18 protein-coding genes are annotated in these 26,054 nt (G+C 38.7%); 6 read left to right on the top strand and 12 right to left on the bottom strand.

Translation table 11 applies throughout. The features are described from left to right. Positions 1-19 precede the first annotated feature (19 nt). Positions 20-1,882 carry a type IV secretory system conjugative DNA transfer family protein gene (locus VF06_RS09325; protein WP_099066938.1) on the top strand — a complete coding sequence of 621 codons (1,863 nt, stop codon included), beginning with the start codon at positions 20-22 and terminating at the stop codon, positions 1,880-1,882. Between the two features lie 156 nt (positions 1,883-2,038). On the opposite strand, the gene VF06_RS09320 is transcribed toward VF06_RS09325, so the two are convergent. From VF06_RS09320 to VF06_RS09290, 7 genes are all read right to left on the bottom strand, one after another. After that, positions 2,039-5,743 (bottom strand): helicase-related protein, encoded by a 3,705-nt coding sequence (locus tag VF06_RS09320; RefSeq protein WP_099066939.1) that lies wholly within the window; start codon positions 5,741-5,743, stop codon positions 2,039-2,041. Beyond that, the gene (locus VF06_RS09315; protein ID WP_099066940.1) at positions 5,733-8,918 is read right to left on the bottom strand and encodes a hypothetical protein; all 3,186 of its coding nucleotides are present in this window, start codon (positions 8,916-8,918) and stop codon (positions 5,733-5,735) included. The genes VF06_RS09320 and VF06_RS09315 overlap by 11 nt, the downstream gene beginning before the upstream one ends. A 529-nt stretch (positions 8,919-9,447) precedes the next feature. Then, positions 9,448-10,098 (bottom strand): N-6 DNA methylase, encoded by a 651-nt coding sequence (locus VF06_RS09310; RefSeq protein WP_257207453.1) that lies wholly within the window; start codon positions 10,096-10,098, stop codon positions 9,448-9,450. Between the two features lie 5 nt (positions 10,099-10,103). Continuing rightward, positions 10,104-10,958, bottom strand: coding sequence for a hypothetical protein (locus VF06_RS09305; protein WP_099066942.1), 855 nt, complete (start codon positions 10,956-10,958; stop codon positions 10,104-10,106). Between the two features lie 44 nt (positions 10,959-11,002). Beyond that, the gene (locus tag VF06_RS09300) at positions 11,003-11,746 is read right to left on the bottom strand and encodes a hypothetical protein (RefSeq protein WP_244917952.1); all 744 of its coding nucleotides are present in this window, start codon (positions 11,744-11,746) and stop codon (positions 11,003-11,005) included. Positions 11,747-11,751: 5 nt separating this feature from the next. Then, positions 11,752-12,090 (bottom strand): type II toxin-antitoxin system RelE/ParE family toxin, encoded by a 339-nt coding sequence (locus VF06_RS09295; RefSeq protein ID WP_094344623.1) that lies wholly within the window; start codon positions 12,088-12,090, stop codon positions 11,752-11,754. Further along, positions 12,087-12,341: a hypothetical protein gene (locus tag VF06_RS09290; RefSeq protein ID WP_094333544.1), complete on the bottom strand. Its 255-nt coding sequence runs from the start codon at positions 12,339-12,341 to the stop codon at positions 12,087-12,089. The genes VF06_RS09295 and VF06_RS09290 overlap by 4 nt, the downstream gene beginning before the upstream one ends. Before the next feature lie 499 nt (positions 12,342-12,840). Here VF06_RS09290 and VF06_RS09285 point away from each other — a divergent pair, with 499 nt between their 5' ends. Together VF06_RS09285 and VF06_RS09280 are read left to right on the top strand one after the other, a co-directional pair. Then, entirely contained in the window at positions 12,841-13,203 is a 363-nt protein-coding gene (locus tag VF06_RS09285; protein ID WP_099066944.1) for a hypothetical protein, read from the top strand. 6 nt (positions 13,204-13,209) lie between these two features. Then, positions 13,210-13,518, top strand: coding sequence for a hypothetical protein (locus tag VF06_RS09280; protein ID WP_099066945.1), 309 nt, complete (start codon positions 13,210-13,212; stop codon positions 13,516-13,518). A gap of 122 nt (positions 13,519-13,640) precedes the next feature. On the opposite strand, the gene VF06_RS09275 is transcribed toward VF06_RS09280, so the two are convergent. Continuing rightward, on the bottom strand, positions 13,641-16,229 hold the full coding sequence (locus VF06_RS09275; protein WP_099066946.1) for a DEAD/DEAH box helicase: 2,589 nt from the start codon (positions 16,227-16,229) through the stop codon (positions 13,641-13,643). Positions 16,230-16,466: 237 nt separating this feature from the next. Between VF06_RS09275 and VF06_RS09270 the strand changes: the two genes are divergently transcribed. The 3 genes from VF06_RS09270 to VF06_RS09255 all read left to right on the top strand — a co-directional run bounded on the left by VF06_RS09270 (position 16,467) and on the right by VF06_RS09255 (position 21,060). Beyond that, positions 16,467-20,135, top strand: coding sequence for a hypothetical protein (locus VF06_RS09270; protein ID WP_099066947.1), 3,669 nt, complete (start codon positions 16,467-16,469; stop codon positions 20,133-20,135). Between the two features lie 269 nt (positions 20,136-20,404). Further along, positions 20,405-20,629, top strand: a complete 225-nt coding sequence (locus VF06_RS09260) for a hypothetical protein (protein WP_099066948.1) — start codon at positions 20,405-20,407, stop codon at positions 20,627-20,629. Next, positions 20,626-21,060: a type II toxin-antitoxin system VapC family toxin gene (locus tag VF06_RS09255; RefSeq protein WP_099066949.1), complete on the top strand. Its 435-nt coding sequence runs from the start codon at positions 20,626-20,628 to the stop codon at positions 21,058-21,060. The genes VF06_RS09260 and VF06_RS09255 overlap by 4 nt, the downstream gene beginning before the upstream one ends. 131 nt (positions 21,061-21,191) lie before the next feature. Here the strand turns inward: VF06_RS09255 and holA are convergent, their stop codons facing one another. From holA to dnaN, 4 genes are all read right to left on the bottom strand, one after another. Next, positions 21,192-22,175 carry a DNA polymerase III subunit delta gene (gene holA / locus VF06_RS09250; protein WP_099066950.1) on the bottom strand — a complete coding sequence of 328 codons (984 nt, stop codon included), beginning with the start codon at positions 22,173-22,175 and terminating at the stop codon, positions 21,192-21,194. Continuing rightward, the gene (gene dnaX, locus VF06_RS09245) at positions 22,172-23,617 is read right to left on the bottom strand and encodes a DNA polymerase III subunit gamma/tau (protein WP_257208117.1); all 1,446 of its coding nucleotides are present in this window, start codon (positions 23,615-23,617) and stop codon (positions 22,172-22,174) included. The genes holA and dnaX overlap by 4 nt, the downstream gene beginning before the upstream one ends. A 266-nt stretch (positions 23,618-23,883) precedes the next feature. Next, positions 23,884-24,237 (bottom strand): XisI protein, encoded by a 354-nt coding sequence (locus tag VF06_RS09240; protein WP_099066952.1) that lies wholly within the window; start codon positions 24,235-24,237, stop codon positions 23,884-23,886. 263 nt (positions 24,238-24,500) lie between these two features. Continuing rightward, complete coding sequence (gene dnaN / locus VF06_RS09230; protein ID WP_099066953.1) at positions 24,501-25,955, bottom strand: DNA polymerase III subunit beta; 1,455 nt, start codon at positions 25,953-25,955, stop codon at positions 24,501-24,503. Positions 25,956-26,054 lie beyond the last annotated feature (99 nt).

The following is a 26,054-nucleotide window of genomic DNA, read 5'->3' as shown; positions in this document are numbered from 1 at the left end:
AAATGCCTACTTCACTGCTATGAACATTTACCAGAAAAATCTACCAGACAACCAGATCGCTACTAACTCAACATTAATTGAAGTCTCATCCTTTCAAGCACCTCTGGCTAGCATTGACTTTGGCAAGTTGTTTCAACAGTATAACAATCCCCAAGGTTGGATGATGTTAGGTGGAATGCTCTTCGTTTTACTGTTGTTGCAAATCAGTGGTACTGGTAAGGGAAAAATCACCACTGGTAAAGTCTCCGGTATCAGCGAGAAATTAGCAGCAACTAACCTAGCACTCAAGCAAATCAAGGAGCATAAACACAATAAAGTTACCCTGTGGTCTGGTACTCCTCGCTATTGGGTAAAAGGTAAATGGCGGGGGTTGCTGGCTAACATACAAACTATGCTTGGTGCTGCACCTACAGTTTGGTTTCCCAATGCCGAAAGGGGAACACTGGTAATAGGTGCGCCTGGGTCTGGTAAAACCTACTCTACCATAGACCGGATGTTAGAAAGTGCGATGCAGCAAGGTTTTCCGATTTTACTCTACGATAAGAAGGGCGACCAACTACGACTCCATGCACCCTTAGCAGCCCGTTATGGTTACAAAGTACGAGTATTTGCCCCCGGTGAACCCTTTAGCGGTGTGATCAATCCTTTGGATTATATGCGTGATGCACGCGATGGGGTAATGGCGGGGGAAATTGGGCAAGTGATTAACCGCAATGCTTCCAGTGGTGGTAAAAGTGATGAGTTCTTTGCTAAAGCCGGGGACTTGTTAGCTAAAGCACTTTTACAGTTAGTTAAGGGTTCTCCTTACCCAGATATGGCGATGCTTTATGCGGTGCTGCGGTTGCCAAAACTGGTACAGCGTCTTGACCATGCAGTACAGTCCAAAAGGTTGGATGAATGGGTGGCGACTTCATTTATTCAATTTTTGAGTGCTAAGGATGCAGAGAAGACTATTTCGGGGATTTTGACCACAGCAGCAGGTACTTTCTCATCTTTCATCCAAGCTGATTTGCTGAGGGCATTTATGGGGAAATCGGACATTCCCACTAAGCTTGAAGGTAGAGAGATGGTGGTGTTCAAGCTAGATGATGAACGCCGCAGTGTGGTTGGGCCTCTGCTGGCGGCTGCAATGCACTTGATGATTGTTGGTAATTTGAGCCGTCCCCGCAAAGACCCGTTGATTATTTCTTTGGATGAATTACCATCAATTAAGCTAGACCGACTGCCACAGTGGATTAATGAATATCGTTCCAACGGTGCCTGTTTTATTCTGGGTATCCAAAGTTTAGAGCAACTTTACGATATTTATGGGGATAAGATGGGGAGTGCGATCGCATCAGCTTGTAGTACTCATGTTTTGTTTAATCCTGGTAATTACAAAACGGCTGAGGATTACTCAAAGCGTTACGGTGAGAAGGAAGTGCTGATTAAAAATCGTACCACAGGGCGATCGCTTGGCGGACAAATGAGCCGTTCAATTAGCTGGAGTGAGAATTTGCAAAAAATGCCTGTAATCAGTGCTGACGAAATTTTGAAATTTCCTCAAGGCAAGTGCGTAATTACCAGTCCTGGTTATAGTTCAGAGGGACAAGCTTCTATTCCCTATCCTTTAATTATTCCAGTGTCCAAAGCCGATGAGAAACGGGCGCATGATAGTGAGGCTCTTTGGGATACACAAGTTAAACCTGCTTTGTCAAGTCAGGTGACAATTCCTGATATTAAAACGCTAACACAAGCATTACATGAACGGATTGAGTCAGCCGCGCGAATGTTGCCATTACCAGAGGAAGATGTAGCACCTGCACCGGAGTCTAGTAGCAGTGAACCTGATGTTTTGGATAATTTTACTAGGCGAGTTTATCAAACACCAGGATTGCAGTAAATTTTGACAATGCTGTTGTTAGCAAAGCTGACTTTTGACGGGATGTGCAAAAAGAAACTGGTTCGCGTATTTATTGATCGCAATAATACGATCTGCCGCTGTGGGCGACGGACAATAATTTTACTCGTGGAGTAGCTAAAACTATCTAACTCAATCTTATTGAGAGAGAATTAAATTGAGAATATTCATTTCCTTCGATTGAAATATTTGATTTTCATTAAATAAGCTTTTTCTTAATTTATCCATCGCAGCACTATTAAAGACTACATAGGGAATATTTTGATAATTAGAGTCAATTGGCAAAATATTGTATGCTAAAGCCAGTGTATAAACATACTTAGCCAAAATATCTCTGAAAGATAGATTAGATACTATTCTCTCATTTTCAAAATAATCTTCAAAAGCGTGGAATGAGATAAAGGTCTGTATAGGCAAGGCGTAATAACGCTCTGATGAACGTGAAGTCTGACTTAGTTTTTGAGAACGTTCTAACTCACTAAAAAGTGTTCTTGCTAAGTCTATTAAAGAATAAGCAGCACTAGTAATTTGTTTTGGATACTTCCCAGATTTGACCAAAAGTCCAAGCTTCCTGATAAAGTCTTCATTGCGCTCAGGGTCAATAATTTTTTCTAAATCGATATAATTGGTTTCCTTTACCAACTTTTCTGATAACGGTACAATTAGCAAACTTCCTCTGACATATGTTTGCTCAATCGGTGGAAGATTAAGTAATTTATCAAGACTAGTCTCCATTTGTGATAAAACGTGAAAGCCTATTGAAAAATAGGATACTTCTTGATTTTCCGAGAATGATTCTTTTTGAGAATAAGGAATAATTTCGGTTTTTTGAACAGAAAGCAATTCATATAAAGTATGCTCGATATCTCGTAACAAGCTATCTTCAGGTTGCTTTTTAAACTCCTTACGGATTTCCCTTAATAAAGTAGCCAATGAGCCAATAAAGGTTTCTCCCGCTTGGCTAATTGATTTACCACCAATAGGAATAATAACATATCGCTCTCTGCCTATTTGTCCTGAACCCACAATTCTGGTCATAATAGAGGCTTTGAGAATAATCAGAATATTTAGTACATTCAAGCAAGCCTCTTGCAATGAAAGATTTGCAAGTTTTTCAGATTCATCAGCACTTAAACGGTTTCCGTCCTCATCAAGTTTTTTAGGGTAATATATTGCTTTATCAGATAAGTAAAAAGTCAAATTTTTATCGCCTTTATCTAGTTCACCTCCTCTTCCTCGGTAAATTACTTGTATTATTTCCATTAAGTTTTGCTCAATTTGGAAACCAGGAATTTGTACTAGAATATATTTAGTATTAGGGAAAGACAAGCCACGAGATGCTGAAGCAGTCATAAAGACTACTTTTATTTGTTCTTGATTTTGATATCTCTGAATCTCAGCTTCTTCCCTATCTGACAAACTAGCGTGTATTTCCAAATACTCTTGATATAGCTTAAAGCTCGGTCTTTCTTTGGAAATATTAGTAATTAATTGCTTAAGGCTATCCTTATTTTGAATATAAACTATAATTTGACCATCATTAGCTTTCAGTAGCTTCAAAATATCACTTTTTATTTTTTCAGCAACATTAGCATCTAACTTGAAATTGTCATCTGCAATTTTTTCTGAGTTTAATGATTGTATAAACACTTCATAATTAATGGTCAGCTTGTCAGCAGGATAGGAATTTGCATTAATTAGAGTTGCCGGCTTACTTAAAAATTCAAATTCTTCAATTGATAAACATTGACCCATAGAATCTGCAACTTGCCTAACAAATATTTTGTCCCCTTGAACCTGGTTGTTAGCAAGATGACTGTTAACTACGTCTTGTATTGTCAGTGATGCGTCAGCAGTAATCACCTTTATATTAAAGCCATATTCAGGATTTAATAAATCATATTCTTCAATAAACTCTAAAATGCCATGCAAAAAAGCTACTCCTTCTTGGGAACCTGTAATTTCGTCAATCATAATGAAAATATTTTTCATGCGGCTAGCGATTGCTTTCATCCTGTTTTTGATAATTCCAGGTGGCTTGCTTGAGGAATTATAAGCACTGCTAAATATTCTACTGAAATGCTTTAAAGTATTACCGTAGCGAGTTTCCTTAAGTGATTGAATTGACGCAGTAGCAACAATATTGTTAGGTAAATCAGGATTAATAATACAGGTGTGAATCGCTTCACATAAACTTGCTAAGACTCCAACTTGGTTACGTCTCTCCACTTGTATCAAGTTATCTGCATATCTAACCAATTCACTTGAAAGCTCAAATGGATTATCTTTTAAAGTATTAGCATCTAAGAATTGAACCTGTCCTATTGAATGATTTCCGTGAAGTTTATTGCTATGGTATTCAACAGCATAGCGCCCTTTTGCATAATCAATTATTCTTTTGTTTGTATTAATACAAATCAAATTATCGTCAAATAATTTTAGGTCTGGTTGTTCTCTAAACTTCTCAATAATATCCCTGTTTACCTGAATCCGAGGACTGATATATATCAGGAGCGAACCTTCATTTAGCTGTTCAAGAATTTGCTCTGCAACTGTTGTAGTCTTACCAATTCCGGGATTTCCGGTCAAAAACAGAAATGCTATTCTAGAATCTGCAAGCGCCCGATGTATTAACTCTGCATGAGCATCTCTGAATTTTGTTTCTGTTAGTTGAAGGGATTGCTTTACTGATTCAGGTACAATACCAGCCGTATTAAAGAAGTGTTTTTCCGCCTCAAACACCTCAGTATTGTGAATGTGGCTTAATATATCCTTTTTTGCTTCAAGTATATCTGTAACGAACCTTCTACCATCCTGAAAGTTTCTAGCCGCGTTGCTTTTAATAACTTGAAGTACTTTGCTGCGGCTCTCATTAATATCTTTGAAACTTTTATCTTTGTAGATTTCGTAACAAGTTTTTAATATTTCCAGGCTATCTTGACCATCTTCTTTTTCTTTAGTGAGGGTAATGCCATTAACCATCCTGTCACTATATCCAAAACAGTTAAACTTAACTGGGTCAGTGGAGGATATTTTACCTGATGCCAGTAAAAATTTATAAAAGCTCCAGGCGTAACTACAGGCTTGGATAACCTTAACTGCTTCTTTATCTTTCGTCTTGAAAGCAGAAAAGTATTGCACCAATTCCTTGGAGTAAATTTCGTTAAGCTTATTGTCCTTGTCGCTACTGTTACCAGTATCTATACCAAGTCCACAAAAGCTAGATTTGGAGCGCACATAGTTCAACTCGGTACACAATGAATCTTGTAAAGTTTGGATATTATTTAAGTCAGTTACAGAATGAATAGCTGAAGTGGTAAAAGTGGATAGGTCTACAGTCAAGATTCGATATTTACCCGAATACCGAGTTAATAAGAGGGTATCAGCTTTGAGAAATTCACCAGTGTCTTTGTAGCGAATGATATCTACATTTTCAAATCCCTGGCTCTCCAAAATTTCTTTGTAGCAAATTATTTCATCTCTGTCTAAAATACCAAAGGAGTTGTCGCCGTACAAGTCACACTGAAAATAAAGAATTTCTATTTTGCTTTTATTACGCCAGCCAGTTGCTTCTATATACTCTCGAATAAAGCTATAGCCTGAAGTCCAGCCTTTTTGAATAAACAACTTTACCCAGTCTCCTATAATCTCTTTATGAGATTTATTTATGTAATTCTTGGTAATAGCTTGTTGTATTTTATGTAAATATAAACTACTTAACGGTTTTAGATAAACATCGTCATAGGAATGTTGAAACTTGGAGTGTTGAAAATAAGTTAGGATGCCGATATTAAAGCTTATTTCAAATACCCGACCTAAATTAATGCCTAAATCATCTGCCATAAAGCGCACTCCTGATGCTAGTCAAAAAGGCTAGGTTATTAAATTTGACGTTTCTATTTGAATAGGTGTAAGTAGAGATTGTACCGATACCTTCATCTCCAATTAGCTTACTGTAAGGATTCAGTTTAAATGCTATATTTCGGTTAACTTCGTATCTAGAAAAATGAAATAAAGTAATGTACTGCACAATAGCTTGTTGCAAAGGTGAATTTTTATCCAGAAGACCTGCCATGATATCTCTGGTATCAGCAACATCATAAATATTTAATAAAGTACTATAACAAACTACACTGTTAAAAATCGTGCGCTGTTCGTCTACAGAACGTCCTGTAAAAAGGTTAAGAAATACTCTAGTTTGTTGGCTTTTATCTTTAGATAACTTTTCTAATTCTTCAGTATCAGGAATGTAAAAAGAATCAACTGTTCCGCGAGTAAAATTTAGGGCTGGATAAGTATCCATAAATATTGGATACAACTTAATATCTGGTTTGCCTTGTTTAAGATACTGAACTACACTCTGAGACATAAAAAATAATGAATCTGGGTCGGATTCCAATTTAGTTATACCTAAGCTTCTACTATATGGAGCTTTGGCTATATATAGAAAATGTTGATACCCTTGCTGGTAAAGCTTGCTAATTTCATCTTTAATAATCTCTGGCTGCGTATATATTTTCGAGTGTGGTTGATTATCAGCAAACGTTTTGATAGTTTCAATTTTTACTGCTGTATCAGATACCTTATTAATGACAATAATTTCTCCATAAATATTAGAAATTCTGGCTGTTTTGTCTTTCTCATCCCAAATAGCATCACTTAACCAGCTTGAAACTACTATAATTGCTAGTCTATCCAGTTGAGGACGATAACCTCCTTTAAACTCAAAAGTTTTTGGGACTAAGGCGTACATTGATGACAAAGCATTTCTTACACGGAAATCAAAACCTGTGAGCTTATTTTTATTTTGTTTTTTTTGTAATTTATGCTCTTCATAATCTTTAACGTTAATTCCTTGAGCATCAGCAAGACAATCTCTGCGTAAAATATGTGCTAATGCTTTCGATAAAGAGTTGAGAAACACTTCATCTTCTGTAGTATCGTTTTCATCTTTTATATGAAACCTAAATATAGGGATAAACAATTTTTCATTTTGCTGAATATTGAGGTTTATTGCCTCTCGGCAGACACTGATGCACAAGTAACTTAGTAAAGTAAATACTTGCCGATATATTCTTGCTGCGGGCGATTGGCTATTTTTAAATATTATTTCTCTTACTTCCTTAATTTTATAATAAATAACAATAATATTTTGCCTTTCAAAGTAATCGTTATAAATTGGGTGAGTTATAGATTTTATTTTCTCTACAGGTTCACCTGTCTCGTTTGTAGATTTAATTTTTTCTTCTCCAATAGGTGAAAATATTACTGGTAAAGTTTTAATTCCTGTGGTGTCATATTTCATGGAAAAATTTTGTTTATTGCCCTCTGTAAAATAGCGGACATCATCAAAAGTAAAAGTGACAGCCAGTGAAGTAAGAGATTGTAAATTAACAGTAGGTTGCACAACCTCAATATACCCTAAAGCCTCTCTAGCTTTCGCTTTTGCTTGTGATTGGGTTTCTTGGATTAAATCAATTTTAAAAAAATTCCGAGACTTGAGAATTTTTGCAGCAGTTTTATTGAGAATGGCTGTGTTAATACATAGTTGAACTGATTTAGATAAAGGAGGTAATATTTCTCTCTTTTCAAGAAAACTTCGTAACAGATTTCTTAAAGATGCTAGCTTCTGTCTAACTCGCCAGCCATCCTGATTCAATATTAAATTTCTGATGTTGCATAGCACATTTTTTACTTCTTCATTAGAAGTAGCACCTGGTTTCAATTTGTTTAAAACATCTATCTCAAACTTGGGAATAGGGTTATAATCTTTATCAGCTACTTTGCCATCTTCATCGACGGCAAAAATAAAATAGTAGAGACAAGCAATAATTAAAACCTTTGTTTTAAAGTTTTTAGATTTAACTGGATCTTGCAATTGCTCTTGATGCCGCTGACTTGTAGGATCAAGTTCAGTCATATAGTAATCAAGTACAGATTTTTCATCATAGGCATTTACGGAACCATTCAGCTTTAGCCTCAACCCCAAATTAAATTCTTTAATGTCTTTTTCTTTATCTATGCTTTCGCCTATCACTCCTTCATATTCAGGGACGACAGGCAACTTATCAAAAGCATCTGCTTGAGAAAAAGCTGTCCTAAGACTAGTCGCTGTCTCTAATAAATAACTAACTTCAAAATGTGTATTATCTAAATTTGGTTCGTTAATGTAATCTGATAACAACCTCAACCGATTAATTAAAGTTTCTAAACATTCAAAACCTTCGGTGTGAGAGTTGCGTATATTAGTTTTTGCACATTCTACTCTCAAATAATCTAGATAGTCTATTTTGATATCACGTAACAGTCTGGGTAGAGATTCCGTATCTACTATTCTTCTAAGTTCAGTTAGTTCAGAGTTTTCTCGTTGTGATATTTCTGTTAAAAGTTCCGTCACTTCTTGCCAATCGTCGGTATCAGGAGTAGCTATTTTATCTATATAAACCCTAATGCTCTCTAACAACTTATTATCGAACTGCGATATGCCTTCAAATCTGACATTCAAATGATGAGCCTTGATGACTGAATCACCACCATTACGCCTCTCTTCAGCCAAACTATTTTCAATAGTCAAGCGTTGGGATGTGAAACTATAAGGTTGGTTAAAAGGATAGTTAAATGGTAAAGATGGCTGATTCTCATTAAAATCAGACAATGAGCTACAAATATTTTCTAAGCAAGCTTGGGTTTGATTTTGTCCACAAGCATCATCAAGTTGTTTTCTTAATTCATCTCTAATGGTTTGAATTTTAGAGTAAAACTCTGTGTCTGAAATAAAATTGACAGTTGCAGCTTTAACACCTATTTCTTTGTTTAAAGCATTTAGTGGTTGCTGGTTTGTATTAATAGCAATTTCATATGCAAGTTCATAAGCAGATATCAGTAGTTTATTTTTATCTGGAGATAACTTAAAAATTTTCTTTCTTTGAATTAATTGTATAATTTTGTCAAGCAACGGAATGTAGTTTAATTGTGCTAAGGGATTGGAACTTTCCTCAAAAGTATGTTTTGATGTCATTATGCAAGTATATTTAAGATTAGGTGTTTTAACTCGCGCTTATCCGGTGAATTATAGTATAAATGTATTCAAATGAGCAATTGAGGGCAAAAATAGCGAGCTTGCCACCATTTGCCATGCAACTACCAAAAGTATTGCTATACAAGGCTTTCAGAAAAAAATATTAAATTCTACACTATAAGTTTTTGCGCGATCGCACCCTAATGAGGTTGGGCTAGTTGAACAATGATACCAGTGAGTGCATCAACATCAACTGGCTTTGTGATGTGCCTTTGAAATTTTGCCTGAAGTGCTTTAAGCTGGTGGAGTTCTGCGGCATAGGCTGTCTGTTGCCGTCGTGCCTTTGTAGCGCCAACGGCGGTAAACTACTCCCACATCTTTTGGTCACAGTTAAAAGATGCCAGCTTCTTGTTATTCCCTGCCAATCTGATTGCCAACCTGAGTGGTGTCAAACTGAGCGGTGTCAACTCGGAGAGTGCTATTGAGATGCTCCCCGATGCACTCCTGTAATTCACCTGTAACTCCTGAATTATTTTAGTCCAATATGATTTTGCCAAACTTCTGTCATAAACTTTTTAAATTCTTCCATAATTAGCGGTAAATCACTATCAATTTCTTGAGTTTGTTGCCCATTTGTAATTGGACGAAACAGACGACGACCTCGACTATCAAAACCAATTTTATCCGCAACTGCCATAAAGATTGAGTAGTCTTCTGGTACTGGTAAATCTCCACCTTTGCGCTGAAGAATTAAAAAGCTGGTGGTAATTCCCAATCCACATTCTACCTGAAAGTTTTCTGTAGGTAACTGAATGGAAGCAATTAGGAAAGCCATGTCTTCTAATAGCCATCGGCGAAAATGTGCTTGGTTAGATGAAGACAGAATTCCATTAGATACCAAGATACAGACTATTTCACCAGGTTGCAATTGATTTAAACACTGTTCTACAAATAAGCACTCTTGTTCTGCTTGGTTTTTCAACTTGGATGTAATCACGTAGCTTCCATCTCCGTGTTTTATCCATTTATAAGCCATATAAAATCGGGCTAGTTCTGAATCGGAAGTGAGATTAATTTTGCAATAGGGAGGATTGGTAAGTGCTACAGTAGGTAAGGAAATTGGCAGAGGAGGATTACTGACACAATTTTGAAATAGTTGTTGCCATTCAGTAATTTTCATTTTCATCAAAATAAACTTCCTTGCAATATATTTTCTGTTTTAGTATTTTCATATTTGATACTATTAATCAGCAAACTATTATTTAGCTTTGGTTTAGGTGTTGATGCGGGAGTTTCATACTTTAAATTTGGTCGAATAAAAGAAATACCCTTGCCAGTCAGGGTGTCTCCGATAACTAAATCTCCACCCAAACTAGGAATAGGCAATGCCAAGTAGGGAGCATAAAGCATGAAGTTTAAACTTGCTATTTTTATTAGTAGTGAATCCCACTCCCAGCCTGTTAAACTGATGGCATAATTGGACATTTCCAATGCTAATCGTCCTGTACCAAGTGCTGGTTCATATATATGAAATGGTGCTATTGCAGCAGTTGACAGTTCTGCTGCAATAGCCATTGTCCTGGCTGTCCAAGTAGGAGTAGGATAGAATTTAGCTCTTGATTGTCCGTAACGATTAGCAGCCAACAAATGACCGAAGTAATCGAAGGGACAAGAAATCAAAAGCTTCAGTTCTAGTTCTTGAATAAGACGATTACTCGCACCGTTACATCCCTCTGGCTCATGAGGTAATTTGGCAATACTGGGATGCCCTAGAGCATAAAGTAACCAATCAGTGAAATAGGGAATAAATCTGGAAGGACTGCCGCATCCAGCTTTAGGAATAGATTGCAGACAGCTTGAGAGCATCTGTAAAACTTGAGGATGTCCTAAGTCTAAAAACTCAGTTTGTGGTATTTCTTTAGGCAGTTCTCCAGTTTCCATTGTCCATCGCCATTGCTCCCACCTACCTTGATATTCATCATCTAATTTCAGTAGTTTTGATAATAGCCATCCATGTTCAAAATTTGATTTGATTACCATTGGTGTTATCTGTAATAAACGCCAATGGCAGAGGCATTAGCCTCTTAAATCTTGACTTCTGGAATAGCTTCTAAATTGACCATTGACGATAACTCAGGAATGACTATGTTTGATTGTGATTTGTTATCTGGAGATTGAGTCAGTAGTTTAATTAACCATTTTTCAGTCTGCATCTGATCCTTTTTATTCCAGCGTATATCTAATCTTTGGGCTGGTTTAACAGGATGTAATGCTAAAACTACGAGTTGTATTTGGTTAGGAGTAACTGAGTATTGTCTAGCCGTAGTCCACAACTTTACCCGGTCTTGCCAGCTTAAATATGGATGGCGTATAGCCCATTCATAAAGCCTGGGAATACCTTGTTTAAATGCTATATTTGTTAATACTTGAATAAAGTGCTTATCGTCATTAATTACAAGAGGTGCGATAACTGGATTATCGACTAATAACTTTTTCCGAGATTTAAAAATTTCCGGTGCAAGTTCCTGTATTTGAGAAATCCACTGAGCAATTTGAGGATAGGCATTTAATAAAGGTTCTACAGTCAGTCCTAAAAATAGTTGTCTCATCACCAAAGAAAAGTTATCTGCAACTATAGAGTCAAAGGCAGAGCGATTTGGATGATATTTTTGACTGGGTAATAGGAGTTGTTGCTGTGTTTTAGTAATTTGTTGAATATCGGCAAGATTAATTACTGGCATGGTGGAGAGAACATAACATCTCTCCAATGCAGCGGTAAGCTGCAAATTAATTATACGTACAGCCAAGATACAAGAATTAGCTGTCAATACAATCAATCCTCTACTTCCGGCTCACCAATTGTCTTCTGTGCGCCATGACGAATATGGAGAATTCTCACCGTTGGAACAGGCTGATCTTCAAGAACCGTAAATAGAATACGATAGGTTTGTTTTCCTTGCCCGTAAAGAAGCTGACGAATTTCTTGACTAAAGAAGGCATCCTCTCGAGCGATTGGACAGCGCCGAGGCATTTCTTGCAGAGAGACGATTGCTTTAATCAGCCCTTGATACCAGAGTTGGGCGCGTTCATCTGTGGTAAACTGAGAAAAACTTAAGAATGCGGCATCCGCTTCGGCTTTCGCAATGCTAGAGAAATCAATGCGGTACGTCATGCTTCAAGAGACAATCCATATTTCTGATTTTGTTCAGCAATGAAGTCCTCTAAACTCGAAAATTGTCCTTGCTCAAAATCATCAAGCCCACGTTGGATTCCCTTTAAAGCCTCAAAAAAATCTTGATCGTCCAAACTCAGTCCTAAAGTCAGCACCGCTAGCGCCATTTGCGAAATATCTTGTCCAGTACTTTCAGCACGCTGTCGCAACAGTGCCTCAACTTTCGGTGGCAGATCAAGTGTAATGGACATTGTGAGTTTTCCGAGCGTGATACTGGTTTTATTATAGCGATGCCTGCTCTGGGCGTAGCTGCGGCACCTCATAGATTGGGTAAAGCGGACTGCTCAACCTGGATTTCTCACAAGTGAGAAATCCAAGAGGTGTGGGAGGTGTGGGAGGATGGGGAAGAAGTCTTACCCCCCACACTCCCCACACTCCTCTGCCTACACTATGCGTGAGAAATCCGGGTCAAGTGTGGGAGTGCTTCAGCTACGCCCGTTGTAGACATCGCGCTAATTCTAGATACCTGTAAAATTAAGCTGCAAGCGATGGCAACTCTTAGAGACGCTACGCGTAGCAAGCTTTTGAGTAAGGGTACGCCAAAGCCAACTCTTGGAGACGCTCCGCGTAGCTTGCAACTCCTGCGGAGTACGGCTAACGCATATCTTATTAAAACATTAATTGTTCAATGAAAATTATGGACGTTAAGATTAAACAAATTGTGTCCCAAATTCTTATGGAGTTTCTGGGATGAATAGTGGCTTAACTTATGAGCAAGAAACCTTTGTGCAAGATAGTATCCCTGTTAGATTGGAAAAATTGGCAACTAATCTAGCACGGATAAGTCAACTTTTCAGTGACTCTACGCATGAGGATGTGGTCAAAAGCCTGATTAGAGAGACTATGTATTTTCTTGAGTGGATAGCCCCAGATATAGATATTGACAATGCTTTTGAGTTAGCAAACTTAGGAAGGTTTCTCACACGCTGGCTGTTTAACTGGGAACAAGCTTGGAATAACACAGAAGCTAAAAACCAGATTATTCAAGAACTTGCTATTTGGTCAGACAGTGTTTTGCAAATGTCAAAATTACCTACTGTACAACAATCCTAACTGATAATGACTCAATCCCAACCTCCATTACCACAACCCAAACTAGAATCTGCTGGTATTACTTCTGAGCAGTATTTTGAATTTACTCCAGAAAAGTTGGAACTTAGTAACGGATATTTGGGTTATGGTGGACAAGACCAACTTGGGTTTCACTTGTCTGTTCTCACCAATATGGGATTGTTGACAGCAGTTCGACATACAAATTTGTCGCTGTGGCTAGAAGCACTCAAAGGTGTGGTAAGAGAAAAACTACCGACTGTCAACGCCCAACCAGAAGTAGCAGAAGCAATGCTGAATCGATTTAATCGAGCGTAGGCGTAGCCCGCCGCAGGCATCGCAGACTTGGAGGCAGTGATTGAGTATCTGGAACAATAAAATCTGGAAGTTGAGCGATGTCTACGACGATGCTTGTGTCAAACATCAGGTGTAGCGATGGGCTAAGTTTTGTCGGAAGCGATCGCATCTAACAACAGTAATCCCATTTGCTTCAATAAAGCAGTGTTACCATCAGGGCAACCATGTTGAATTAGGCACTTGGCACAGCCAGTATCGCAGTTGCAATCCTGTGCGATCGCTCTAGCAGCACCAGCAAGTTTTGGCAGATGCTTAAACACAGCTTCAGCCGCACCATTACCACCATCACTGGTATCATAGAAATAGCCTGTGTAATTGTTATTTTCCCCTAACTCCTTCACTACTGTAAAATTCACCTGTTTTGGGTCAATTCTAGCCACCAGCTGTAACGCTCTCATAATTTGATGCCCAAAGCTGTGGATAGCAATCAAGGTACTGGAATATTCCCATAGCTGTTGATAGCCTGGTGGAATCGGTTCTCCACTGCGGGTTAAATTGGTTCTAGATTCCTTGGCAAAATCCTGGAGGTATTCCCGCGCACTTGAGTTAATTGCTACTTTGACCATTGGTGCTGAAAATTGAGTACGGAAAGGCTGCTCAAACTTTTCTTCTGACAGGGTTTTCACAATTACAGCTTTGCGTGTGAGTTTGCTACAAAGTGGACAACGACGTTCTTTAGGTAGCGGCTCTTTGTAGTTAAGACACCGCTTGTTCAGGCAAGTCTGCTCATAGATTTGGGTCATTAAACTGTAACCACTGGTAATGTGCTTAACCTCACCAAAACTAAGTTCCAGGATTAAGTATTCTTGACAGTCATCAACTTCACTGACTTGAGAAAACAGCAATGGTAACTTCACCGGATCTGTCAGCACTGTTAGGCTACTGGTTTCTGATTCTGTAACTGCAACTGTAAACAGTGGGCTATCTGCTGTCTGTTTTAATATTGCTTGCTTGCTGTCCAAGTCAAGGGAGATGCACTGATAAGTCAGCATTCGTCCATTGGCATCTTGTCGTTTGTAGATGGCTTGGGGATGGACTTCTCGGTGAGCAATATCCTCTGAGATTTCCTCTAGTTCTTCGCCAGATTCTGCATCTACTAGCTTGATGGTAGTTTGGGATAAGCCACCCCGGAAGTTAACATCTTTATGGGGATAACCCTTTGCCCACAGTCCATTACGACCTTTATTTAAATGCCCTTGGGCTAACAGGAGTTTTGCTACCTCTAGAGCGGCTGTGCCAAAGTAGTGCTTTATTTTATTAGTAGGAATACCAGTTTCTGCTGCTGCACACATCAAATGTTTAGCAGCAAAGATGGGATATTCGTCATTAAAGAATACTTCCTCAGCTTCTGGCGATACCAGCATTTCTGGATGTTCTGCTACATAGCAGTCTATGGGATTGAGAGCATTGGGAAGCAGCACTGTCAGTCCAGACTGAGAACGTCCGGCGCGGCCACTGCGTTGCTGGTATGCCATTTTGGAACCAGGCCAGCCACGCAAAATGCAACATTCTAATTCTGGTAGGTCAATTCCGGCTTCTAATGCTTCTGTGGCAATAATCCACTTGATCGTACCAGACTGGAGTTGGTCTACTACTTCTGCCCGGCGCTCAGAAGTAATGCCACTGTAGAATGCAGCTACTTGGTTTGATTTGAGTAATTCTGTTAGTTCCCGCACGCTGCGACGGGAGTTACAAAAGGCGATACCTGACTTACCTTGATTGAGCAAAAATTGAATAATCTGAGCGGTATCAGCAGTCAGATTGTAACTGGGCTGAGTGATAATTATTTGTCTAGATGGTGAAGCTGCTCCACTTTTACGAATCCAAATTAGGGGTTTGGGGTTGAGTTTAGTTGGTTTCAAACCAGAGATTTTCAGAGCCAGTTGTTTAGGATTACCACAAGTGGCACTCAGAAAGATAAATTGTAGTTTCTTAGAGTCACCACCGTAATGATCTACTGCTAGTTTAATGCGACGAATCAGCCAGGACATATTTGCGCCATAGCTACCTGAAAGGGTGTGAGCTTCGTCAAGCAGTATATAGCGCAATCGCTGATAAAAGTTTGCCCAATGCGCGGATTTCCAGGCTTGCTTGAGTTGAAAGTGGATTAATTCTGGTGTGACACCTAATATATGCGGTTCACTCTTGAGGATTTGTTCTCGTTTTTCTGATTTGACATCTCCAGTGATCATTGCCAGTATAGGTCTGGATTGTGTTGGTATGGTAGAGAGTAGTTCAGAGATTTTGTGGAACTGGTCTAGTGCTAAGGCTCGTAGTCCATAAAATGCTAATGCTCGATGTTCTTCATTGATACAACCTTCCAGAATGGCGGGGTATGTACTGAGAGTTTTGCCACTGGCTGTGGGAGAGGTGAGGATTAAACTTTTACCTTGTCTAATTGCTTGTAAGGCTTGAAGTTGGTGAGAGTAAAGTTGGGTGATTCCTAATGATTGCAGTGCTTTAATTAATTTATTTGGTAGGTCATTAGGGATATTTTTCAGATTAGGTTCTTTGGCAGGGATAGTCTGTTGCCAGAGTAAATCTTCACCTAGAAATTCAGCAATATTTGTTGGTTCAGTAGGATGGTTATTTGAGTTGGAATTTTCTGGAATGGGTGTGCTAGGTGGTGTCCAAAAGCTTTGTAGTAAGGCACTATAATTGGGCGTGTTCATGGCGGTGTTTTTCGCTCATTGCCCTAAAAAATCCCCCAATGGGGGAGTGAGACTAAATTAGGATAAGTAGTAGAGTCAACCTGCCCAAAAATGTCTTTTATACGCTAAGACTGAAACTAAGATGGGTAAGTTCTTTAGCAAATGCTTTCTATCATCAAGTCAGTTAGCGACTATACAGTATAATAGTTTGAAAAAATCAACGTTTAGGTCAATTATTAGCGTATTAGCGAAGAAGTTGTGGAACTAAATAGTCAAAATCTACACCCTACCTCATCTGATTTACCTCAAGTATCTCCAGCGGACTGGACAACGACCCGTAGGAAAATACTCTCCTGGCTGAATCAAAATAGTAGCTCTCTAGCAAATTTGTATGAAGGTGCAGTTTGCTTAACTTTTGGAATCCCAATTCCTGGTAGATTAAGATTTATATCTCATGCTGTTCGTGAAATTCGTAATAGATTGCCTGATTCTATTCCTAAAATAAGTGAAAGACTTGAATATAAAGATGAAGTTGAAAACCTAGCAGATATTTGGGAGAGTAATGGCTTTGGTTTAGATGAAATACCTTTAGAGAGTGAAGAGATTACTATTAATTTTCAAATATTTAGTAAAATACAGCAACTTATAAAAAAACATAAAGCAGTAAGATACAACAATAAAAAAAGAACCTTTCTCTTTTTTGAATTATGTATTTCTGAAAATAAACTTGACCTGAATATATTAGAACCTATAGTCAATCACTACTGGGAAATAACAGAGTGGTTTATGGAACAAACACATGAAACACATGATAGCGGCAAACCTAAATTAGATCCTGATGATCTGAAAATCCGTCATCAATTTGAGTTATTTGAGTCATTTCTCGCTACATTTGCTCAAAATTTCTACACTACTGTAGATAAACTTGATGAAATCTTACAAGAAGACAATCCTCAGCAGATAGAGAAAGTTATAGGATTCCTGATTCACCCACAGCATTTTAGTTACTTTTTCAATCGTCTACAAAATCCAGAGTGGATTAAACTGTTAAAGGATAAAGGGTTTTTCAAGAATCCTCCGCAAATGATTGAGGATGTTAGTCAAGGCACTGTCAGCTTTCCTATGTGGCCTCAGTCTCGCTATCTAGCGCGAATGGCTAAACACAAGCCGAAAGAGGTTCTAGAAATTGCACGGCAGATAGAAAGCAACAATCCCCGTGTCCATGAAGATTTTGTTGATGCTGCACTTGAGATGGCATTAGAAGAAGCAGTGCAATTAGTTCCTAAAGTTAAAACTTGGATTAAATCACTATACTCATCCTCTCTACTTCCAGAGAAAGTTGCTGCCCTCATAGTACATCTTGCTCAAGGTGGTAAGATTAAAAAGGCACTAGAACTGGCCAAAACATTACTTGCTGTTATGCCAGATTCTAGTTTGAACAATGGGGACAATAATGATAATAATGTTTACCTTTCCTCACCCAAGCCAAGAATACGTTTTAATAATTCGCATTATCGAAGAATTTTAAAAACCTTAGTGCCAGAATTAGTAAAGATAACGGGTGAAGAAGCGTTAATTATGCTAATTATTCTGCTTAATAATGCGATTAAGTTCTCTAGACGTAATGCAGAAACTGAGGAAAAGCAGAATAATTCGCCTATCTTGGAGGATTACTCACGTATCTGGCGATATGCAATTGAGGAGCATCATCGAAATCACCCTCCTTACGATGTTAGAGAAATTTTAGTAGAAACAGTAAGGGATACAGCAAAACAGATATTAGAATCGGATCGGACGAAAATCCGAAATATTGTGCAGAAGTTGGAGGAGCGACGCTGGCGAATTTTTCATCGCATCGCACTTTACCTGATTCGTGAGTATCAAGATGTAGACCCAAATTTGCTGATAGAAAAAGTTGTTGACTCTAAGCGTTTTACAGATACTAGTTCTTACGAAGATTATGAGTATGCACACTTACTCAAAGATAATTTTGCTCAACTTTCTGTAGAAAAACAAGCGCAAATTCTAAGTTGGATTGAAAATCCTGAACTGGACTTGAATTGGGAAGAAGATCAAGAGAGAAAAGCTGAATGGGTAAAATATTGGCAGTGGCATAAACTGACAATAATAAAAGATAGTCTTTCAACATATTGGCGTGAACGCTATGATGATTTAGTCAATAAATTTGGCAAGGAGATTGAACTTTCAGATATTGTTTCTGGAGGTGTAGGTCAGGTTAGAGTCTCAGGTGTTGGAAGTCCAAAAACTGACTCAGAATTAGAATCTATGAGTATTGAGGAGCTAGTTGCCTTTCTTAGAACATGGGAGCCAAATTCTACAGATCCCTTTGAAGAACCATCACGCTCAGGGCTAGGATCTGCTCTGACAAGACTGGTTGAAAAAAGTCCTGAACGTTATGCACAGGGAGCCGCTCAATTCCAAGGTCTACACGCAAGATATATATCAAATTTGCTTAGAGGTTTGCGTCAAGCTTTAAATAATCAATCAACACAACAGCAAGAAATAAGAGAATTTGATTGGATATCTGTTCTAAGTCTCTGCAATTGGTTAGCAGAGAAATCTGAAGAATTGAAGAAATCTCAGACAATTTATAACGAACCCAGCAGCAATTGGCTCGAACCTTGCCGAACAGTGGTAGACTTGCTTGGAGTCGGACTGAACCTTGATACAATAGCAATTCAGTTTAATTTTCGCGATCGGGTTTGGAACATCCTCAGACTTTTAACTCAACATCCAGACCCCACGCTAGAAAGAGAAATGGAGTACCATAGCTCAAATAATAGTTATAGTGAACTGGCAATTAATACTGTTCGCGGGGAAGCAATGCACACAGTTGTTCGCTATGCCCTCTGGATTCGTCGCCACTTTGAGCAAATACCTGAGAGTGCAGAGCATTTGCAACGAGGTTTTGATGAAATGCCAGAAGTACGGCAGGTACTTGATGAACATCTTAACCCAGATATAGAGCCATCTTTAGCAATACGCTCAGTTTATGGTCAGTGGTTTCCTTGGCTGGCTTTACTAGATCCGCTATGGGCAAATCAAAGCATAGGAAAAATATTTCCACAGGATGAGACTTTCAGCAATCTGCGACTTGCTGCTTGGGAAAGCTACATTAATTTTTCTGGTGTTTATAACAATGCTTTTGATTTACTACATGAGGAATACCGCTATGCAGTTGAACAGATCAATACCACTTTGATTGAACGACAAAAACTGACACATACTGATGAAGGTCTTGCCGATCACTTGATGACTTTCTACTGGCGTGGGAAGCTGAATTTGGATGAGTCAGGAGGATTACTAACGCGGTTTTTTGAGTTAGCTTCTGATGCGTTACGTGGCTATGCTCTCGAATTTGTGGGGCGAAGTCTTAAGAAGACAGAAAATGAGATAGATCCAGAAATCTTAAATTGGCTGCAATTGCTGTGGGGGAAGCGTTTGGAAACAGCGCGTAATTCTACTGAACCTAATTCCTACGCTACTGAACTTGCAGCTTTTGGCTGGTGGTTCGGTTCTGGGAAATTTGATGACGCTTGGGCTATTGCACAGATTAAACAGATTCTTGAGCTAATTGGCAAAGTAGATCCTGACTTTTTGCTGCTCGAACGTCTAGCAGTACTTGTTGATACGATGCCAGAATTATCTGTCGAGTGCCTTGAATTGCTCATTAAAAATGATAAGTCTGGTTGGAGTATCTACGGTTGGCAGAATGAAACTAAAGCTATCCTCAGTAAAGCTATTAAAAGCACCAGTGGTCAAGCAACAAAAACTGCTGAAAATATTATTCAAGATTTGGGCAAACGCGGACACTGGGAATATCGGAATTTACTTCCTCCTTCTGGAAGCAAACAACCCTATTTCTTCAAAATGGACAGTAAATCATCCAGCGATCGCAAAACTTGATTGTTTTTTCATTTAAAGGATCTAAATTAGCTGTAGATTCATCTACAGTTAAAATTGGTGGATTATTGATGATTGCGCTGGCGATGCCTGCGGCGGGTTACGCCTACGCTAATCGCTGTTTCTGTTCTCCAGAAACATTTGCCGCCGATCAGCATAATATCGTATCCTATTTTTGCATAAATTGGCTAAATGTAAGAGGCTAAGGCTTTGGATTTAGAGATTAAAATAGAGTTAGCAAAGGTAGGTTTACTTAATTAGGAGGTTCTCTGATGAATTTACAAGAAATTATTAATTCTATTGAAAGTTTACCCACAGAAGAACGGGACTATTTGTTTGAGTTTCTCCGTAAAAAAAAGGAGGAATCTAGAGGGGATAATTTTTGGGAGGGATTACAAAAATTTAGAAAAGTAATCCAAAGCGAGGGAATTATCTTTAATGATGATGATTTCGCTGACTTACGAGATCGCAGTGTGGGAAGAGAAATTGAGCTATGAGCTTGAAATACTTACTTGATACCAATATTCTCTCAGAGCCAGCACGTCCTATTCCTAATGTCAATGTTTTGCACAAACTAGATATTCATAAATCAGAAGTTGCTGTTTCTAGTGTTGTTATTCATGAACTTTTACATGGCTGTTTGCGGTTGCCAGAATCTAAGCGGCGAGAGTCTCTTTGGAATTATATTCATGAATCTGTATTAAATTTACCAGTCCTTGATTACGATTTAAAGGCAGCACAATGGCACGCCCAAGAAAGGGCTAGATTATCCAAGATTGGCAAAACTCCTGCTTTTGTAGATGGTCAAATTGCGAGTATTGCTTACTGTAATAATTTAATCTTGGTAACTAATAATGTTTCTGATTTTGAATTTTTTAATAATTTAAAGGTTGAAAATTGGTTTGTTAATAGCACTGAAGTTGTCTAAGGCGAGACAAGGGTAAACATAACTTGTGAAAGCTATATTAGATACTAATATCATTATTAGTGAATTTGGATTTTAGACTGAAATCAAATATACAATCCAAAATCCAAAACTCTCAGTCAACTTTATGTTGATTAAGTTAACTTAAATAACCTGCTAACACTAAGAATTATTAGCAGTAAATCCTTACTTGACGCTCGATGACTCGCTACCGCTCCGCTATCAGCACCCCTCTTAATAGACATCTCCAAATCCAGCATCATAGTTACTGCCTTAGCTAAAGCATTGATGTTTGTATTTGCTACCTCCTGACGCAAGTAGTAAATGCGATTAGGATTGCTGATACTGCACAGTTGAGCTAATTCACTATCTTTCTTAACCCCAGAAGCGATCGCAGACTTAACCCACAGCCAAGTTCTAAACTGTGTTAAGAGAGTAGCAACAATCACCAGTAATGGTTCGGAGCGTGACAGTAAATCATCCAGCAGGTGCAAAACTTGATTACTTTCTCCTTGGCGAATAGCAGATGCCAGTTGTAGGCTATTCTGAGTCTGACATGGCACTAACTCTTTTACTTCTGCAAGTTCAAGTTGTCTGCCATTACCATAGATATACAGTTTGCGTAACTCTGTGGCTGCACGGGTCATGTCGTTACCAATTGCTTCTGCTAGATATTCCACTACATCCTTTGACAGCACCAGCTTGATTTTTTTCGCCTGAGTTGCGATCGCCTTTTCAATCAAATCATTACACCAAGGTGGTATCAACGGAAACTCAGACAACTGGGCATACTTGACAATATGTTTGTAAATCTTCAAGCGCTTATCTACATTAGTGGCGACAAACACCAAAATTGTGAATTCAGGCACTTGAACAAGCTGCTGCAAAGTTGACAACTCAGTATCACCCCACTGCTTGAGGTGGCAATTTTCCACAATCACCAGTTTTTTACCACCAGTCAGGGAACGAGTGCGAGCTACGCTGATAGCTCGGTCAAGGTGATCGGCTGGAAATCGGTGATAGCAAAGTGTGAGCCATTGAGCATCAATCTCTGCTTTGTATTGGTTGAGCTGTTCTTGGATGGCGTGTTGGTCGTCACCTGTCAGCAAGACAATCATGCTTTTACCCTCCCATTACTGCTCTTGTTGGCAGTTTTAATTAACACAGTCATTGGTTGTTGACTTTGGGTAGCTCGTTGCAGCATTTTAGCGATCGCCTCTTTACTACTCTCAAACTTATTCAAGTAAGCTGGTGTAACCTCTAAAATTGCCTTGTCATCTTGCAATTTAACGAGATTTGCATGAGCCAACAGCTTTTGATTGCTGGGTTTAGCCGTATCCATCACCTGCTGCCAAATTTGAGCCAGGTTAGCGGTATTGGCTGCAACTGCTGGTAACAAGTTGCTATCATGCCCTTTGTCATTTACAGGTTTAACAGTTAGCATCTTGGTTGCACTGACAGCCAATAAACTGGGTATCAGGTTCAGTAAGCAAACTTCTAACCACACAGCAGCATTTACTGTGTACCGAAGATAGTTTTCTGCTTTTTGTAACTCTGCTAGAGACAAGTTAAGCGTCTCGAAATTCCAGTGATTTGCTAAAACCTTGAGTTGAGCATAGCTAATACAACCAGTTAGCAGGGATTGCTCTTTGGGTGCAGACTTGATAATCAGTAAATCTCGGTATGTTTGCAGTAAGTTGGAGAGAATCAATTTGGGCGTTTTACCAGAATCTACTAAAACTCTTGCTACTTGCAGCAAGTTAAAGGTGTTGTTGGTGGATATTGCCTGTAAAATTGACATTAATTCTGTTTGGGTCACACCACCAGCGATTTCCATGACATGATTGGCAGTGATATCTTCATCTAAAAGACTCACCTGACCGAGTAATTGCAGTGCATCTCTGAGTCCACCATCGCTAAGTCGAGCGATCGCTGTTAGTGCCTCCTCATCAATAGAGATAGATTCTGCATCTGCTACAATACCGAGGTGCTGCACAATTGCCTGAACAGACAAAGTGCGGAAATTAAACACCTGACAACGGCTGACAATAGTAGGTAACACCTTGTGTAGTTCTGTTGTGCAGAGAATGAATACTACATGAGGTGGCGGTTCTTCAATACACTTAAGTAAAGCATTGAAGGCGTTACCGGTTAGACAATGGCACTCATCGAGAATAAAAATTCGGTAACGTCCTGCAACAGGTGCTAAGGTACTGCGCTCAATTAAAGCACGGGCATCATCTACACCATTATTAGAAGCAGCATCAATTTCACTGACATCTAGGCTATTACTGGTTTCAATTGAACGGCAGGATTGACAAATACCACAAGGTTGGTCAGTTGGTTTTTTAGTGTTGAGGCAATTGAGGGATTTAGCAAATATCCGAGCAGTTGAAGTTTTACCTGTGCCTCTAGAACCTGTAAACAAATAAGCTGGTGCAATTTGCAGGTATTTGACAGCATTAGTCAGAGCAGTTTTGATGTAGGGCTGTCCAACTAATTCGGCTATTGTCTGGGGTCTATATTTTTGATGTAGGGCGACTGTAGACATAGGATTCATTAACCTTAATTTGTCGCCCTTACCCCTGTTAAGGGGGTGTAATTTTGATTCCAAAATAGGCTGATTTGCTCAACCGTTCCTAGTAGAATTTACCATACTCAGTGCTGAGTCCTGAGTGAATTAAAAAGTACGGCTGACTTATGTACTTGGTAAGAGCAACTCCCCTTGTGGGCGGAATCTTTTTATCAGGAGAAGGTTGATACTTTCCGAATTGTGGGCGGTCTTTCAACTCAGCACTTGAAACTCAACACTCTTCATTTGCCTCATTAAGCAGTAGCAAATTCTGTTAAACCTCGTTTACTGGGATGATGAAAACCCAAAACAATATCGGCTTGAGGTATTCCGGCTGATAGCAAATCATCAACAACGCATAAATTAGTTGCATCTTCTTCCACCCAAACTTTGCCATTTTTAATGCAGAGATAGATGATAATATACTGTATTTGCTTTTTGTCATCCCAGCCAAACCTAAACCAAAGATATTGATCTCTTGTTTCATCAAAAGCCAAGCGATCGCTTACTTCAACTCCCGCATCTTTTACAACTTGAGTCTTAGTAGTTTCGTAATACTCAGTCAATATTTTCTTGATAGCATTGCGATATTGGTCTAGCTTATCCATTGCCGAATTTCCTCCTTTTCTGTATTTACAACTATTAACAGCAGGTGATTTTCATTAATAACTGCTTGTTTGGTATTTTGGCGGCAACTAGTCGGATATTTACCGCCAAAATGCACAGTTTCTATTTGTCAAAATCGAGGATTTTCGTTATTTAGCGTTTATGTTGTCCAGTTTTGTCCAGAGTTGCTCAAATCCCCGTCTAAAATAAACACCACTCGTATCCAAAACAATCTACAAAACTTCAAGATTGCGGTTAACATTTATTAAGTATTTAGAGTGTACAGTGGCAATAAGAATTGACGCATTTCCATTTGCAGTTCTGGATTTGGTCTATCTCCATAAGGAACCAACATGGCAGGATGATCTGATTGTTGCAAGTGCATTTTGATAGCGGAACTAGGAATTGCTTTGGCTGCTTCTACTAAATACTTGAGGTTAAACTGAATATTCAATGACATTTCTGATGGTAGATGAGCAGCAATAACCTGATCGCCTTTGCCAAACTCCCGTTCAATTGATAATCGTAACTGCTGCAAACTTCCATCAAACTGTAAATAAATACCTTTCTCTTTTTTATCTGTTAACACAGCTAACCGTTCCAGTGCTTTGACTAAAAATGCTTTTTCTAGGATTACTTCTCGGTCAAAGCTAAATCTTGCCAATAACTGTTCGCAGTCAGGGTAAGTTCCTTCGAGACATTGACATCTGAGGATAATATCTTGCCAAGCAAAACCCAAACGATTACTTTGGGCATCATACAACAGATTAATGAATTCGACAGAATCATCCAAGTTACGCGCTAGTTCCTTGAGGACTCGACCAGGAAGAGTAAATTGGATTATTTCTTCAGATTCTACTTGTTTGCGGGGTTTTCTACCTATTCCTTGAGTTGAAAGTTCAGTGGTTGCGACTCGATGCCCATCAGTACCAATAAACTTTAACTTCTCCTGTGTAATTTGAATATGAACTCCGGTCAAGATATATTTATTTTCATCAGTGCTAATAGCATAAATCACACCTTTCAAACCATCTTTGAAAACTGTTGTTGGCAGAGGAATGGGAGTAGCATCAATTGTAGAAATATGTGGAAATTCTTCAGCATTAATGCCTCTAATTTCATATTTTCCATCAGTATCAGATAAACTGAGAGAACAGATTTTTGTTTGCTTCTCCTCATCAATAAGCTGTATAATCTGAGTCTGACTACTGAGGCTAATATTACCATTAGGGCAATGCTTAACTATCTCAAATAGCATTTCCACTGGTACAGTAATTTCACCCTTGAGCAACACCTGGGCTTCAAAACTTGCCTGAATTGTTAATGCTAAATCAGTAACAGTTAAATGTATCTCTTGTGTTTCGATATCTGCAATGATTAGAGCATTAGCAAGAATCGGATGGGTAGGTTTAGCTGGGGTAGCACAACTCACTAAAGAGAGTGCATCGTGAAATTTAGTTTGTGAGCAGATTACCTCCATTGCTGATTCTATAAGTGGTTGAGAGTTTAACTCTGATTTGGCAGAACGTTTATTAGTACGCTTATTTGAGATAGGCTCAGTTGAAGTATCAGCATCTGGAGATGTAGGTTTTTTCTTTTTACCTGTAGATATGTCTGGGATATTTGCTGATACTTCATTTTCGCCTTTAGGAGTAGCTACACTTGTTTTTTTGGTCTGATTGGCAGGCTTTACCCTTTGTTTCGATGCTGTTTGAGTCATGATAATTTATTTCTGGTTGCGTCATTGTTAGAAAGGTGACTGCGATAGCAGAAAATAAAGGATGTGAAGTTTTGAATCAGATGCTTTTACTCTGTGAGA

The organism is Nostoc linckia z4, from assembly GCF_002608075.1.
GTDB lineage: Bacteria > Cyanobacteriota > Cyanobacteriia > Cyanobacteriales > Nostocaceae > Nostoc > Nostoc linckia.
The sequence above is the reverse complement of the archived record's forward strand: the minus strand, read 5'-3'. Positions and strand labels throughout refer to the sequence as shown.